This is a genomic window from Nonomuraea longicatena (assembly GCF_039525605.1).
GTDB lineage: Bacteria > Actinomycetota > Actinomycetes > Streptosporangiales > Streptosporangiaceae > Nonomuraea > Nonomuraea longicatena.
In genome coordinates, this window is sequence record NZ_BAAAHQ010000013.1 from 65,164 (window position 1) to 80,202 (window position 15,039).

At 70.9% G+C, this 15,039-nt stretch carries 15 protein-coding genes; 9 read left to right on the forward strand and 6 right to left on the reverse strand.

The genetic code is table 11. The features are described from left to right. The first annotated feature begins 15 nt into the window (after positions 1–15). Both ABD120_RS15050 and ABD120_RS15055 read left to right on the forward strand, forming a co-directional pair. Positions 16–1,902 carry a hypothetical protein gene (locus ABD120_RS15050; RefSeq protein ID WP_343950480.1) on the forward strand — a complete coding sequence of 629 codons (1,887 nt, stop codon included), beginning with the start codon at positions 16–18 and terminating at the stop codon, positions 1,900–1,902. A 316-nt stretch (positions 1,903–2,218) separates the two neighbouring features. Continuing rightward, positions 2,219–2,479: a WhiB family transcriptional regulator gene (locus ABD120_RS15055; protein ID WP_049564653.1), complete on the forward strand. Its 261-nt coding sequence runs from the start codon at positions 2,219–2,221 to the stop codon at positions 2,477–2,479. A gap of 91 nt (positions 2,480–2,570) precedes the next feature. Here ABD120_RS15055 and ABD120_RS15060 read toward each other — a convergent pair whose 3' ends face one another. Then, positions 2,571–3,002 (reverse strand): metallopeptidase family protein, encoded by a 432-nt coding sequence (locus ABD120_RS15060; protein ID WP_343950481.1) that lies wholly within the window; start codon positions 3,000–3,002, stop codon positions 2,571–2,573. A 336-nt stretch (positions 3,003–3,338) separates the two neighbouring features. Between ABD120_RS15060 and ABD120_RS15065 the strand changes: the two genes are divergently transcribed. Genes ABD120_RS15065 through ABD120_RS15085 form a run of 5 tightly spaced genes read left to right on the forward strand, consistent with a single transcriptional unit; the run spans position 3,339 to position 7,375 of the window. Beyond that, complete coding sequence (locus ABD120_RS15065) at positions 3,339–3,710, forward strand: DUF3499 domain-containing protein (protein WP_343950482.1); 372 nt, start codon at positions 3,339–3,341, stop codon at positions 3,708–3,710. Between the two features lie 39 nt (positions 3,711–3,749). Further along, positions 3,750–5,105 carry a phosphomannomutase/phosphoglucomutase gene (locus ABD120_RS15070; RefSeq protein WP_343950483.1) on the forward strand — a complete coding sequence of 452 codons (1,356 nt, stop codon included), beginning with the start codon at positions 3,750–3,752 and terminating at the stop codon, positions 5,103–5,105. Then, entirely contained in the window at positions 5,102–5,269 is a 168-nt protein-coding gene (locus tag ABD120_RS15075; RefSeq protein WP_343950484.1) for a Trm112 family protein, read from the forward strand. The genes ABD120_RS15070 and ABD120_RS15075 overlap by 4 nt, the downstream gene beginning before the upstream one ends. Before the next feature lie 32 nt (positions 5,270–5,301). Further along, a complete protein-coding gene (locus tag ABD120_RS15080) occupies positions 5,302–6,417 on the forward strand; it encodes a bifunctional phosphoglucose/phosphomannose isomerase (RefSeq protein ID WP_343950485.1) in 1,116 nt (371 codons plus the stop codon). A 43-nt stretch (positions 6,418–6,460) separates the two neighbouring features. Further along, positions 6,461–7,375, forward strand: coding sequence for a cation diffusion facilitator family transporter (locus ABD120_RS15085; protein WP_343950486.1), 915 nt, complete (start codon positions 6,461–6,463; stop codon positions 7,373–7,375). A gap of 3 nt (positions 7,376–7,378) precedes the next feature. Here ABD120_RS15085 and ABD120_RS15090 read toward each other — a convergent pair whose 3' ends face one another. The 4 genes from ABD120_RS15090 to ABD120_RS15105 all read right to left on the reverse strand — a co-directional run bounded on the left by ABD120_RS15090 (position 7,379) and on the right by ABD120_RS15105 (position 11,182). Then, positions 7,379–8,512, reverse strand: a complete 1,134-nt coding sequence (locus ABD120_RS15090; RefSeq protein WP_343950487.1) for a sensor histidine kinase — start codon at positions 8,510–8,512, stop codon at positions 7,379–7,381. A gap of 83 nt (positions 8,513–8,595) precedes the next feature. Then, positions 8,596–9,048, reverse strand: a complete 453-nt coding sequence (locus ABD120_RS15095) for a GerMN domain-containing protein (protein ID WP_343950488.1) — start codon at positions 9,046–9,048, stop codon at positions 8,596–8,598. 11 nt (positions 9,049–9,059) lie between these two features. Further along, on the reverse strand, positions 9,060–10,778 hold the full coding sequence (locus ABD120_RS15100) for an asparagine synthase-related protein (RefSeq protein ID WP_343950489.1): 1,719 nt from the start codon (positions 10,776–10,778) through the stop codon (positions 9,060–9,062). A gap of 32 nt (positions 10,779–10,810) precedes the next feature. Further along, positions 10,811–11,182 carry a MerR family DNA-binding transcriptional regulator gene (locus tag ABD120_RS15105; protein WP_343950490.1) on the reverse strand — a complete coding sequence of 124 codons (372 nt, stop codon included), beginning with the start codon at positions 11,180–11,182 and terminating at the stop codon, positions 10,811–10,813. A gap of 102 nt (positions 11,183–11,284) precedes the next feature. Between ABD120_RS15105 and ahcY the strand changes: the two genes are divergently transcribed. Together ahcY and ABD120_RS15115 are read left to right on the forward strand one after the other, a co-directional pair. Continuing rightward, entirely contained in the window at positions 11,285–12,712 is a 1,428-nt protein-coding gene (ahcY, locus tag ABD120_RS15110; protein ID WP_343950491.1) for an adenosylhomocysteinase, read from the forward strand. 163 nt (positions 12,713–12,875) lie between these two features. Continuing rightward, positions 12,876–14,102 (forward strand): adenosylhomocysteinase, encoded by a 1,227-nt coding sequence (locus ABD120_RS15115; RefSeq protein ID WP_343950492.1) that lies wholly within the window; start codon positions 12,876–12,878, stop codon positions 14,100–14,102. Here the strand turns inward: ABD120_RS15115 and ABD120_RS15120 are convergent. Beyond that, positions 14,072–15,019, reverse strand: coding sequence for a hypothetical protein (locus ABD120_RS15120; protein ID WP_343950493.1), 948 nt, complete (start codon positions 15,017–15,019; stop codon positions 14,072–14,074). The two genes, ABD120_RS15115 and ABD120_RS15120, sit on opposite strands and share 31 nt — an antisense overlap. Positions 15,020–15,039: the final 20 nt, after the last annotated feature.

A 15,039-nucleotide genomic window follows, 5' to 3' on the forward strand; every position in this document is an offset into this window, starting at 1 on the left:
GTGGCCGCCGCCGCCATGGCCGCTCTTGTGGGCATCGGCCGGTTCCTGATCGGCTCCGACAGCCGGTACGGCGGCCTCGGCCTCACCGAGCGCGGCGCCGTCTACTTCTCCGACCTCGCCAACCCCATCCTGGCCGCGCTGCTCGTCGGAGCCGTGGTCCTCGTCACGCGGCTGGGCGGCCCGCCGTCCAGGAAGGCCGGGCCGATCGCGATGGCCTCGGCGATCACGCTGGCGGCCATGACGCTGTTCGCCGCGCTGGCGCTGTTCGTCGGGCTGTTCTCCGGCGCCGAGTTCCGCTCCACCGCCGAGTTCCTGCTCACCGGCGTGCCGATGCTCGGGCTGAACGCGGTCGCGCTGCTGTTCCTCATCCCCCAGGTACGGCCCGCGACCCGCACCAGCTACACGACGCCGCCCGGCTTCCAGGCCAGGCAGGGCTCCCCGGGCCAGTCCTTCGGCCAGTCCTTCGGCCAGTCCCACGGCCAGTCCTTCGGCCAGTCTTTCGGCCAGCAGGGGCCCGCCGGTCAGACATTCGGGCAGCAGCCGCCCGGCCAGCAGTTCGGCGCGGAGGCGCCCGGGGCCCCCGGCTTCGGGTTCGCGGAGGCGCCCGCAGGCGCCCAGTTCCAGCAGCCGCCGTACCAGGAGCCGCAGTTCCAGCAGCAGGACGCCGCCTTCCAGGCCCAGCAGACGCAGGTCCAGGAGACGGCCCAGCCTGCGGCGGCCCCGGCTCCCGCCCCTGCGCCGCCCGCACCCGCCGCCGCTCCCACCGACGGGGCACGAGCCGCGCTGCCCGCCGCCCCAGCCGACCAGCCCACGTACGAGTCGCTGGAGCCGCCCTCCTACGTGCCCGCCGCGCCGGAACCCGCCTACGAACAGCCTGCGCAGCCCTCCTACGAACAGCCCGCACAGCCGCCGTATGAGCAGCCGTCGTATGAGCAGCCTGCTCACCAGCCGCCCTACGAGGCCCCCGCGCAGGTCGCCTACCAGCCGTCGGAGACGCTCCCCGAATCCGGCTACCAGCCCGCGCCGTACGTGCCTGCGGACACCAATCCGAGCAGCTACCCGTCCTACCCCACCCCGGACACCGGTTTCACGGAGCCCGCGTTCTCGCCTTCGCAGCAGCAGGAGCACAACCCGTACGCGCCGCCCGCGGACCACAACCCGTACGCGCCGCCCGCCGAGCCCCCCACCTCGCCGGCCGGGCCCGCCTACAACCCGGCGGCGTACGCGCCGCAGCCCGAGCCGCCCAGCCCGTACGCCCCGGGGGGCTTCACCCCGGACGCCTACTCCACGCCGAACGCCTACACCGACGGCCAGTCCGGCGGCGGTTACCAGCCGCCCCCGTCGTACGCTCCGACGGAGACCACCCCCGACGTGCCGTACCCGCAGGCCCAGCCCTATTACGAGCGCCCGCCCGCGTTCGAGCAGCAGGGCCAGCCGTTCACCGGCATGTCGGGCCAGGAGTACGCCCCGCAGTACCAGGAGCCGGACCCGCCCGTGGACCCGCGCTCCCAGCAGCTTCTCGACGCCTACCAGCAGGCCGAGACGTACCAGCACTCGAGTGCGGGAACCACCCCCGACCTGCGGCCGCCCGCCTACGACGACCCCTTCGGTCATCCGCAGCAGGCGCCCCACCAGCCGCCGCCCCACCAGGCACAGGCGCACCAGCCTCAGCAGCCCATGCAGCCGCCGCCCTATCAGCAGTCGCAGTACGCTCAGCCGCAGCCCGGCCCGCAGGCTTACCAGCCGCAGCAGCCGGGCGGATGGCAGGAGCAGCAGGCCGAGTCCACCGTGCGACTCGACCAGTCGGGGCTCCACGGCGACGCGCTGGGCGACCCGCCGAGACAGGGAGACGACCCGATCGACCCGACTGCCATCTACACCCCCAACGAGCCTCGCAGGTAATCGAGCCGCAAAGACCGGCTAGAGAGAAGGTGGGCCACGGGCAGGGGTCAATCCCGCCCTGGTACGGTTCCGACCGCTGACACTGCTTAACACCGCCAGGCCAAGCCCATGGATCATGGTGCGGCCAGGAGCAACATCGCGTGCCGAGAGCACCGGGGCGAGCACTGGTCTTTCCCCGGATAGCGGCATGCCGCTTGACGTCACGTGCGGCACACGCGTGTAATTACCACCATGTTGTTACGCCTTCCTATGGGTGGGTACTAAGGAAGGCGTTCATGGGGGGCTCCATTGCGGGCGGGCGGCAGGGAGGTGTGCAGTGACCGATCTGGTCATCGCACAAGATCAGCTTGACGCTGAAGAACTCGGCTGGCAGGAGCGCGCACTGTGCGCTCAAACGGACCCTGAGGCGTTCTTCCCAGAGAAGGGCGGCTCTACACGTGAGGCGAAGAAGGTGTGCCGATCGTGTGAGGTCCGGGCCGAGTGTCTTGAATATGCGCTGGAACACGACGAACGGTTCGGGATCTGGGGTGGGTTGTCCGAACGCGAACGCAGACGCATCAAGCGTCAGGCCGTTTAGCAGACTGGTCGGAGGCTCCTGCACGCACCCTGACGGGTACGTGCAGGAGCCTTTTGTGCTCTATGTCGGAAATGTTCGGAAATACAGTGATTTACCGGCGGTCGTCGTAGCCCGGGTCCACTTCGTCGGGTGAGCGGCCGAGCAGGGTGGCGACCTGCTCCACGACCGCGTCGTGGACGAGCGCGCCCAGGGTGTCGCGGTCACGGGCGCGCGCCTCCAGCGGGCGGCGGTAGATGACCAGCGCGGCCGGCCGCGTGCCGACCGACGCCATCACCCGGCCGAACGGGATGGACTCGCCGCCGGCCCGGCCCGGCCCGTCGCCCAGTTCGCTGAGCGGCGGCACCTCCTCGACCGCGACGTCGACCGCGGCGAGTTGCTTGCCCCAGCGCGGCTTGAGCCGCTCGATCGCGTCGAGCACCAGATCGTCGAAACGTTCGCCACGGGATTTCGCGATGGGGACATAGGAGGGCGCCAGCGGCCCCCGAAGTCCGCGACCATGCCGGTCGCGCCGCCGAGGATTCACCGTCCCAGTCTACGATCGGCGCCCCGGATCGCCACGGCGGGCTTGAGGGAGCCCCGCCCTGGCGCTCCCGGATTGCCGAGGCGGGCTTGAGGGGGCCCCGCCCTGGGTAGACAGGCCCTCGGGTTCGCGAGCCCTGCCGAGCGCTGTCGCGTAACGGAGAACAACAAATCCCTGAGTCGTACCGACCGCAACACCCCGCAGAAAACAGGGAGAGAGCATGGTCGCATTAGGACAGGTGGGTGGAAAGGATGCGACAGGTGTCCGAATTGTGGCGACACGCTCGTTAAGAGCGCTCAGATAGTGGCGCCTCGGTCTCTTTGGGGATACGGTCCCTCCGTGAGCCCCGTCCGCCGCTGTTCCCGCACCGCTTGCAGCCAGCCTGCCGTTTTCACGCTCACGTACGTATACGCCGACTCGACCGCTGTACTCGGCCCGCTGGCGACGTACGCCGAGCCGCACTGCTATGACCTGTGCGCCGAGCACGCCGAACGGCTCACCGCCCCCCGAGGCTGGGAGGTGGTACGCCTGCCCACCGACGGCACGTCCCCCAGCTCGGACGACCTCGAAGCCCTCGCCAACGCCGTCCGCGAGGCGGCCAGACCCTCGCCCACAGGCGGCACCGAACCCGTCGGCCAAGGGGTCGAGGTCGGCAGACGCGGGCACCTGCGGGTTCTTCGCTCAGCCCAGCAGCAACGCGGGGACCGGTAGGCTCGTCCCGAAACGACTTTCCTAGGGGCGGAGCAAGGAGTGGGCGACCTCGCCAAGATCTTCAAGGCCTACGACGTACGCGGCGTGGTGCCCGACGAACTGGACGAGCCGATCGCCGAGGCCGTGGGGGCGGCCTTCGTCGAGGTGACCGGCGCCAAGGCGCTGGTCGTGGCCAGGGACATGCGCCTTTCCGGGCGCTCGCTCACGGCCGCCTTCGTCAGGGGGGCCACCGCGCGCGGCGCCGACGTCCTCGACGCCGGACTCGGCTCCACCGACCTGCTCTACTACGCCAGCGGCAGCCTCGACCTGCCCGGCGTCATGTTCACCGCCAGCCACAACCCCGCCCGCGACAACGGCCTGAAGATGTGCCGCGCGGGCGCCGTGCCCGTGGGCGGCGACACCGGGCTGACCGACGTCCGCGACCTCGCGGCCGGGTTCCTCGCGAGCGGCGTGCCCGAGGGGCCGGTGCGCGGCACCGTCACCGAGAAGGACCTGCTGCGCGGCTACGCCGACCACCTGCGCGCCCTGGTCGACCTCAGCGCTATCCGGCCGCTGCGGGTCGTCGTCGACGCGGGCAACGCGATGGGCGGCCACACCGTCCCCGCCGTCTTCGACGGGCTGCCGCTGCACCTCACACCGCTCTACTTCGAGCTCGACGGCACCTTCCCCAACCACGAGGCCAACCCGCTCGAACCGGCCAACCTGCGCGACCTGCAGCAGGCCGTCCTCGACACCGGCGCCGACCTCGGCCTGGCCTTCGACGGCGACGCCGACCGCTGCTGGGTGATCGACGAGCGCGGCCGGTCGGTCTCGCCGTCGGCGATCACCGCCCTGGTGGCCGCCCGTGAGCTGGCCAAACACCCCGGCGCGACGGTCATCCACAACCTGATCACCTCACACGGGGTGCCGGAGATCGTCCGCGAGCACGGCGGCGTGCCCGTGCGCACCCGGGTCGGCCACTCGTTCATCAAGGCGGAGATGGCCCGCACCGGCGCCGTCTTCGGCGGCGAGCACTCCGCCCACTACTACTTCCGCGACTTCTGGTTCGCCGACTCCGGCATGCTGGCGGCGCTGCACGTCCTCGCCGCGCTCGGCGAGCAGGACGGTCCGCTGTCGCGGGTGGTGGCCGGATTCTCCCGCTACCACGCCTCCGGCGAGATCAACAGCACCGTGGCCGACCAGGCCGGGGCGCTGGCCTCGGTCCGCGCGGCCTTCGCCGGCCGGGGCGGGTTCGACGAGCTCGACGGGCTCACCGTGACCGGATCCGGCTGGTGGTTCAATCTGCGTGCGTCCAACACCGAACCCCTCCTCCGGCTCAACGCCGAGGCGGCTGACGAGAGCAAGATGACGGCGATCAGGGACGAGGTCCTCGCCGTCGTAAGGAGCGACAAGTGAAGATCGACGACTGGCTGCTCGACATCCTGGCCTGCCCCGCGTGCAAGTCGCCGCTGCGGGCCGAGCACGACACCGACGAACTCGCCTGCACCGGCTGCGGCCGCGTCTACCCGGTCCGCGACGACATCCCGGTCCTGCTGGTCGACGAGGCGCGCACCCCCTGACCGACACCACGACAAGCTGAGAGGCCGCCAGGATGCAGGGCTCGACCCAGGGCTTCGTGCCCGAGCGGCTCGACGACCGCGACCAGCTGACCTCCGGCGACCCCGGCGGCATGCTGCGCGCGGTCGCCGGCTCCGCCGCCCAGGTCCGCACCGGCCACCGCGCCGCCGTCGAGGCGGGCATCGAGCGGTTGCGCGGCCGCCCGCGCGCCGTCGTGGTCACCGGGGTCGGCGCCTCCGCGCTCGCCGGCGACCTCATGGCCGCCGTCGTCGGCAACGGCGCCCCGCTGCCGATCGTGACCGTCCGCTCCTACCGGCTGCCCGGCTGGGTCGGCGCGAACGACCTGGTCATCGCGGTCTCCAGCTCGGGCAACACCGAAGAGACGCTGGCGGCGGCCACCGAGGCCGTCCGTCGCGGCTCCGAGCTCCTCGTCGTGTGCGCCCCCGGCTCGCCGCTGGAGGCGGTCGCCCGGCAAGCCGGCGCGCTGTTCGTGCCGGTGGCCGCGAGCGGGCAACCCCGGGCCAACCTGTGGCTGCTGGCCATGCCGCTGATCGCCGCCGCCGACGCGCTCGGGCTGACCCGGACCGACACCGAACTGGTCGAGAACGTGGCCAGAGTGCTCGAAGACCTGGCCCACCGATGCCGTCCGGCCAGCGAGTCGTTCATCAACCCCGGTAAGAGCCTCGCGATGGAGCTGGCGGAGACCGTACCGATGGTCTGGGGGTCCTCCGAGCTGACGGCGGTCGCCGCGCGCCGGCTCGCCGACCAGCTCGCGGAGAACGCCAAGTACCCCGCCCTGTACGGCGAGCTGCCCGAGGTCAACCACAACCAGCTCGTCGCCCTCGACGGCCCGCTGGCCGAGCGCGACATCTTCGCCGACACCGCCGGCCGTACCCTGCGGCTGGTGGTCATGCGCGACGTCGACGAGCATCCGCAGGTGACCCGCCGCCGCGAGGCGTCGGTCCGGATGGCGGGCGAGCGCGACGTGCCCGTGACCGAGCTCGCGCCCGAAGGCGTGCACCCGCTCGAACGAGTGGCCTCGCTCGTGGCCCTCGGCGACTTCGCCAGCGCCTATCTCGCGCTCGGCTACGGCATCGATCCGACTCCGGTCCGTGCGATCACCGAGCTGAAGTCACGCCTGTCCCACTAATATCCGTCCTGGGTAGCTGAGCCAGCACAGAGCGGAGACTCACGTGAGTGCCAGTGGCGGAACCAAGGCGATCGTGGCGGCCCTGGCCGCCAACCTGGCCATCGCGGTGGCCAAGTTCGTCGCCTTCCTGTTCACCTCGTCCTCCTCGATGCTGGCCGAGTCCATCCACTCGGTGGCCGACTCGGGCAACCAGGCGCTGCTGCTGATCGGCGGCAAGCGGGCCCGGCGCGAACGCACCAGGGAGCATCCCTTCGGCTACGGCCGTGAGCGCTACTTCTACGCCTTCGTGGTCGCGGTCGTGCTGTTCACGATCGGCTCGGCCTTCTCCATCTACGAGGGCATCCACAAGCTGGGCTCGCACGAGCCGCTCGGCAACCTCGGCTGGGCGATCGGCGTCCTGATCTTCGCGATCGTCGCCGAGTCGTTCTCCTTCCGCACCGCGATCAAGGAGTCCAACGCGGTGCGCGGCGGCCAGGGCTGGGTGGCCTTCATCCGCCGCTCCAAGGCGCCCGAGCTGCCCGTCATCGTGCTGGAGGACCTCGGCGCGCTGCTCGGCCTGCTCTTCGCGCTGTTCGGCGTCAGCATGGCCGCGATCACCGGCGACCCCGTCTGGGACGCCGTCGGCACCCTGATGATCGGCACCCTGCTCGGCGTCATCGCGATCGTCCTCGCCATCGAGACCAAATCGCTGCTGCTCGGCGAGAGCGCCGTGCCCGAGGACGAGGCGCGCATCCGCGCCGCGCTGGAAGGCGCGCCCGGCGTCAGCCGCGTCATCCACATGCGCACGTTGCACCTCGGGCCGGAGGAACTTCTGGTCGCCGCGAAGATCGCGGTCGAGCACGACGACACCGCCGCTCAGGTGGCCGACGCGATCAACACCGCCGAGCAGGCGATCCGCGACGCCGTACCGATCGCGAGGGTCATCTACCTGGAACCGGACCTGTACCGGTCGGCCTGAGGATCAGTCCAGGGGGAGCCCGGCCCGCACCAGGAAGCCGCCGCCCGCGACCGGTTCGGCGGCGAACCAGCCGCCGAGGCCCACGGCGCGCTCGCGCATGCCGATCAGGCCGTGGCCGCCACTGCCGATCTCGGCCGCAGGGCCGTCGTTGGCCACCCGGATGACCAGCAGGTTCGGACGGTGGGCCAGCTCGATCGAGACCCGGGAGCCGGGCGCGTGCCGCGCGGCGTTGGCCAGGCACTCCTGGAGTATGCGGTAGGCGGAGACGTCCACCGCCTGGGGCAGGTCGGCGGGCTCGCCGACGACGTCCAGGTCGACCTCGCCGTCGTGCTGCCCGATGAGCGAGTCGAGCCGCGCCAGCCCCGGTTGTGGCGCGGTCTCCGGCCCGGTCGGGATGTCGGCGCGCAGCACGCCCAGCAGACGGCGCATCTCGGCCAGCGTGGTCCGCGCGGAGTGCGCGATCTCGGCGAACTCCGCCTTCGTCTCCTCGCTCAACCCCTGCAGCGTGTACGGCGCCGCCTCTGCCTGGACGGCGACCATGGAGATCGAGTGGGCCACCACGTCGTGCATCTCCCGCGCGATCCGGGCCCGCTCGGCCAGCACGGCCTGCTCACGCTGGGCCTCGATCAGTTGGTCGACGCCCTCCTGCTCGACCTCGCGGACCTTGCTGCGACTGCGCCCCAGATCGGTCACCAGCGCGGCGCCGACGGCGAGAGCGGCCAGGAACAGTGCGTTCGCCGGGTCGTCGCTCATGAGGAGCACCCCGGCCAGGACGAACGTGATCGCGATCACAGTGGTCAGCGCCCAGGCGAGCGTCCGGGACAGGAGCCCGAGCAGGGTGTACAGGGACAGAACGGCCGAGACGAGCACCGCGAGCACCACGCTGCCGCTGATGGAATACAACGGGAGCTGGCGCATGAACAGGAGAGCGCCCAGGCCGAGCCCGCCGAGCAGCGTCATGCCGAGCATGATCACCGGTCGCTGCCGTCTGATGGCCTGGGGGATCGTGGCCAGCAGGCCGAGCGCCAGGACGGACGGGTAGTCGGTGCCGAAGACGACCATCAACGCCAGCACGCCCGCGATCACGTAGTCGAGGGCAGGGGTGGACAGCCACTTCCGCACGGTGGCGGGTTCCACAGTCAGAGTTTGTGCGGGTTGCATGGCAGAGATTGTGCAACCCGCACGGGTCACGACGCGTCACTCGTAAGAGCGACATCGGGTCACTCGTGGCCGGTGATGCAGGAGGTGCCCCGGGTGGTGTGGTCGAACAGGCAGCGCCGGTCCTTGCCCAGCACCACGACCTTCTTCACGGTGCGGAACTGGCGGAGCGTCTGTTCGATGGTGTTCAGCATGCGGGCGTCGCCGCCCACGCCGTTCCCCCATACGGTGCGGCAGAAGCGCAGCGTCGCCGTACCGTTGACGACCTTGAGCTGGAAGTCGGCGCCGCAGTCCGATCGGCCGCGGATCTGCTTGCCCAGCTCGGAGTGGAGTCCTCTGCGGCGTTCCGCCTCGGTGGGCCCCTTGATCAGTTGCTCGACGGCGAAGCGGGCGACGCCTGCGTGCGGTGCCGTTCTCGTGACGGCGGCGACTTTGCCCGGGAGGCCGTAGTCGGTGGAGAAGTACACCTTCACGGTGTTCGCCTGGATCGGGGTGACAGCCAGGACTGTGGCCATCAGCAGCTCTTTCATACCCCTTGTGACGTCGCGGAACGCCGCTTGGTTTGAACGAGGACCCGTTGGCGAGCATCAGGTGGCGGCAAGGTGAGGTCGGTGCCGAGCAGGCTGGCCACTGTGTACAGCTGCCAGGCGACCCCCGGCTTGACCAGGCGGCCGCCGTCGAACAGCGCGGGCACCCGGTCCAGGTCGACGATCCGGCCGAGCGCGGCGGAGGAGACGATCGTCTCCTCCAGCTCCTTGGCGATCTCGATGCCGGGTTCCGCGCGCCAGTTCCACGGCTTGGCGGGCGCCTCGGCCGCCTCCGCGCCGCGCGCCCTGCGCCGCAGGCGCGCCCACGCGCTCTCCGCCCGGAACCGCCAGGTCCCGCCCTCCAGCGGCACCTTGGCGGCGGCGGGCGCGAAGCTCTTGACGAGCCGGTGGACCAGCCGCTCCGACCTGCGGAAGGCGGGGTCGAGGGCGAGCGCGGCGGCGACCACGCGGTTGTCGAGGAACGGCTGCACCGGGGTGCCGCGCCGCAGCATGGCCGTCCGCGCGGCCGCGTGCCAGCGGCCGACGCGGAAGCGTACATAGAGGTGGTCGGGCACGTCGAGGCCGTCGGAGGTCCAGGCGAGCTGTTCGGCGTGCGCGTTGGCCTCGGCGGTGAACAGCGCGCGCTGGGCGAGGAACAGCGTCTGCGTCCGATGGCGTACGGCTTGCGGGGTGGTCTCCCGCATGCCGGACAGGAAGCCGCCGCGCAGGATCTCGCCGTTGTGCCCGCCCAGCCTCGGCACGGTGCTGTACGGCGCGTCCCCGGTGATGTTCTCGTAGGCCGACAGCATGCCCTCGCAGACCCGCAGCACGGTGTGCACGCGGTCGGCGGGATGCACGACCGACAACTCGTTGTCCGGCGTGAGCGGCGGCGGGGTGACCTGGTGCTCGACGCCGAGCGCGGCGGCCACCCGGCGGGCGACGATCACGTCGGGATCGTCGTCGAAGCCCGAGGTGAAGGCCCGGTACGGGATCCCGGCGCCGGTCAGCAGGGCGGCGATCAGGCGGCTGTCCCTGCCGCCGGTGAGCGTCACGCGGACCTCGTCCGAACTGTGGAGCAGCGGTTCGACGGCCCTGACCAGGTGGTCGGCGACCTCGCCGCCGCCTCGGCCGGTGCCTTTGGGCAGCGGTTCGGTGGTGACGGTGAGCCGGTCGCGGGCGACCAGGCGGGAGGCCGGAGGCAGTGCCCTGACCCCGGCGAAAGGGGTCTCCTCCGACAGGAAGTAGCCCTGGCGGGCGACGGACTGCAGGGCGAGGACGTCGTACTCGACCTCGCCGTAGGCCGCGAGGCGGACGAGCAGGGCGCGGTTGCCGACCACGACGAGGTCGCCGGTCCGCGCGTAGTAGACGGGGTCGGCGGCGGCGATCGAGGTGGCGGCGCCGATGCCGTCGGCGTCCGCCTGGAAGAGCGCGAAGCATCCCGGCCGGGCGGCCACGGCCCCGTCGAGGTGGGCGGGCTCGCCCGGGTGGTGTCCCGCGACGGCGGTGGCGCCGGCCGGTGTGGTGCTGAGGGTCCAGTCCGGTTCGTTCGTCCAGGCCAGCAGGTGGACGCCGCCGTGCGGGGCCTGCCATGAGGAGCTGTTGACGCGCTGGGCCTGGACGGGGAAGGCGCTGGTGAGGTGTTTCTCGGCCCTGAGGACCGCCTGCTGGGCCGCGTCGCGGTGAGGTGGCCGCGCGTATACGGCCAGAAATATTCGCATTTAGCCCCCGTTAGCGTCATTTATCCGCTTTGTTAGCGATCGCTCACATCGGGATTTGATGCAGTGCTCCGATCCGAAGTTCGGAGCAACCTCAGCGCCTTCTCCTTCTCGAAGTCCAGTGCCCGGCGCGGCGCCTGGAGGCGTCCGATGCGGATGCCCAGCTCACGCACGGCCTGCGCCGCCGCAGGCTCGCTCAGCACCCGCAGCGCGAAGGCCAGTTCGGCGGGGGAGACGTCGAAGCGCTTCTCCAGTTCCACCCCCTGGGCGACCGCCGCCAGTTCCTCCTCGCCGAAACGCCGGTGCGCACCCTGCTCGCGCACGGGCGGGAGCAGGCCGAGCGCCTCCCGGTACCGGAGCATCCTGGGGGACATTCCCAGCCGCCTGGCAGCCTCAGTAATCCGCATTCTTACATTCTTACGTGAAGTTCCGCCTCCTGAAGGTGCGACCTTGGTCAGCGGGTGCCTAAACTCGACGGCGACAACGTCGTGACACGAGGGGAACCCCTGATGGACTTCAAGGTCGCCGACCTTTCGCTCGCCGAGTTCGGCCGCAAGGAGATCCGGCTCGCCGAGCACGAGATGCCCGGGCTCATGGCGGTCCGCAAGGAGTACGCGGCCTCCCAGCCCCTGCGCGGCGCCAAGATCATGGGCTCGCTGCACATGACCATCCAGACCGCGGTCCTCATCGAGACGCTCGTCGCGCTCGGCGCCGAGGTCCGCTGGGTCAGCTGCAACATCTTCTCCACCCAGGACCACGCCGCCGCGGCGGTCGTCGTCGGCCCCGACGGCACCGTCGAGGACCCCAAGGGCGTACCGGTCTTCGCCTGGAAGGGCGAGACCCTGGAGGAGTACTGGTGGTGCACCGACCAGGCCCTGGCCTGGCCCGGCGGCGACGGCCCCAACATGATCCTCGACGACGGCGGCGACGCCACGCTGCTGGTCCACCGGGGTGCCGAGTACGAGAAGGCCGGTGCCGTGCCGTCGGCCACCGCGGACGACCCCGAAGAGTGGCACGTCATCATCGACCTGCTCAAGCGCACCGTCGGCGACGAGAAGCGGTGGACGAAGACCGCCGAGCGCATCAAGGGCGTCACCGAGGAGACCACGACCGGCGTCCACCGCCTCTACGAGATGTTCAAGAACGGCCAGCTGCTGTTCCCGGCCATCAACGTCAACGACTCGGTCACCAAGTCCAAGTTCGACAACAAGTACGGCTGCCGCCACTCCGTGATCGACGGCCTCAACCGCGCCACCGACGTGCTCATCGGCGGCAAGGTGGCCGTGGTCTGCGGATACGGCGACGTCGGCAAGGGCTGCGCCGAGGCCCTCAAGGGCCAGGGCGCCCGCGTCATCGTCACCGAGATCGACCCGATCTGCGCACTCCAGGCGGCCATGGACGGCTTCCAGGTCACGACGCTGGAGGAGGTCGTCGGCATCGCCGACATCTTCGTGACCACGACCGGCAACTTCGACATCATCCGCGCCGACCACATGGCGCAGATGAAGCACCAGGCGATCGTCTCCAACATCGGCCACTTCGACAACGAGATCGACATGGCCGGGCTGGCGCGGACCCCGGGGATCGTCAGGAACCAGATCAAGCCGCAGGTGGACGAGTGGGTCTTCCCCGACGGCCACTCGATCCTGGTGCTGGCGGAGGGCCGCCTGATGAACCTGGGCTGCGCGACCGGCCACCCGTCGTTCGTGATGTCGAACTCCTTCACCAACCAGGTGATCGCGCAGATCGAGCTGTTCACGAAGACCGAGGAGTACCCGGTCGGCGTGTACGTGCTGCCGAAGCACCTGGACGAGAAGGTGGCCCGCCTGCACCTGTCCTCGCTGGGGGTGAAGCTCACCCAGCTCACGAAGGAGCAGGCGGAGTACATCGGCGTGGACGTCGAGGGACCGTACAAGCCGGAGCACTACCGGTACTGACGCCTCCTGCGGAGGCTTGAGAACCGCCATCGGCTGTCACGGCCAGGCCCGGTCGGCGCCACCCGCCGACCGGGCCGCCGTCTTTCGTCCACGCCACTCCGGCGGTTCCCCTGCCACGCCGTGACGACGCACTGCCAGCCATCGATCGGAGAAAATCGTCCTTATGGAACTGGGGGAGCGGCGGATCAGCTGGGCCGCGCGGAGCATGCCGGTGCTGACCGCCATCGGCGAGAGGTTCGCCGCCGAGCGGCCGCTCGACGGGCTGCGGATCTCCGCCTGCCTGCACGTCACCGCCGAGACCGCGGTGCTCATGGGGGCGCTGAGGGCGGGCGGGGCCACGATCGCGCTGGCGGCCTCCAACCCGCTGTCCACCCAGGACGACGTCGCCGAGGCGCTGCGCGGTTACGGCATCGACGTCCACGCGCGGGCGGGGGTGGACCGGGCGACCTACTACCGGCACATCCACCAGGCGCTCGACCTCGGCCCGGACCTGGTCCTCGACGACGGCTGCGACCTGGTGAACATCCTGCACACCGAGCGCGTCGACCTGCTCGACGGGGTCACCGGCGGCTGCGAGGAGACCACCACGGGGATCATCCGGCTACGGCAGATGACGGCGGAGGGGGCGCTGCGCTTCCCCGTCGTCGCCGTCAACGACACCCTGACCAAGCGGATGTTCGACAACAGGTACGGCACCGGGCAGTCCACCCTCGACGGCGTCATGCGGGCCACGAACCTCATGCTGGCGGGGCGGACCGTCGTCGTCGCCGGATTCGGCTTCTGCGGGCGCGGGGTGGCCGAGCGGGCCAAGGGGCTCGGGGCGCGGGTCGTCGTCACCGAGATCGACCCGGTCAAGGCGCTGGATGCCACCCTTCAGGGCTACGAGGTCCGGCCGATGGCCGAGGCCGCAGTCCTGGGCGACCTGTTCATCACCGTCACGGGCAACCGCGACGTGATCACGGGGGAGCATCTCGTGCTGATGCGCGACGGCGCCGTCCTCGCCAACGCCGGGCACTTCGACGTGGAGATCGACGTCAGGGCGCTCGGGGAACTGGCCGTCGAGGTCCACACCGGGGTACGGCCCAACACCGACGAGTACGTCCTGGCCGACGGGCGCCGAATCCTGCTGCTGGCCGAGGGGCGGCTGGTCAACCTGACGGCCGCCGAGGGGCATCCGGCGGCGGTGATGGACATGTCGTTCTCCGCGCAGGCGCTGGCCGTGGCGTGGCTGGCGCGCGAGCGGGCGGGGCTGGCGCCGGGGGTCTACGACGTACCGGAGGGGATCGACGCCGAGGTGGCGCGGCTCAAGCTGGCGGCCACCGGGATCGCCATCGACTACCTGACCCCGGAGCAGGAGTCCTATCTGCACTCGTGGCGGGTCGGCTCCTGAGCCGCCCGGCGCAGCGCGTACCAGAAGGCGGCCAGCGCGCCGCAGGCGAGCGCGGCGAGGAGCGGCAGGTGCCAGATCGGCCGGATCTCCTCCGCGACCCTGGCGGACATGGTGATCGGCCCCAGTGGTGCCGCGATCGCGGAGGTCGCGAGCAGCAGCACATGTGACGGGGCGGCGATCCCGGTGAGAACGTGCAGGAGAGCGTGGCCGCGCCGGGCGGCCACGCCCATGGCGGTCATCAGCGCGCTCAGGACCACCATGGCCACGGCGGCGACCGTGAGCAGTCGCCATGCGTCGCCCACCACCTCCCCGGGCGAGCCTCCGAAGTGGAGCTCCGAGTCTGTCGCGGGACGCGTGGTGACCGAGGTGAACCAGATGCCGAACGCGCACACCACGAGATAGGCGGCGTACCAGGCCGGTTGCCCGAACAGCAAGCGGGCGGCGCGGGGCGCGGGCGCGGTCGTCCGGCCCTTGGCCAGGCGGAGTACGCCGCAGACGTGCGTGAGCGCCGCCGCCGCCAGGATCACGGTGAGTGTGGGAGGGCTCCAGTCGAGCGGTATGGGGGCGACATAGTGGCCGGTGAAGGCGTCGTACTCCATATCCGCCAGGGAGGGTGCCGGGTTGACGCTGCCCGCGATCCAAAGGCCGGCCAGGTAGGGAGTGGTCAGCAGGCCCGCCGTGAGCAGGACCCGGCCGGTGGGCCGGGCCGAGGCCAGGTGCCGGAAGGCGGCCGTGGCCAGGGTGAAGAACAGACAGGCGAACGTGACCGGCTCCACCACGCTCTCCGTGACGACCCTGACGGCGTCGCCCCCGACCTGGACGGCGGTGGGCCACGCCTGGGCGTAGGAGACCAGGTAGACGGCGACGGTGGCGGCGCCGAAGAACGGAGTGAGACTGAGTAACGGGATTCCGGCCATCAGGCCATGATCGTCAAGGG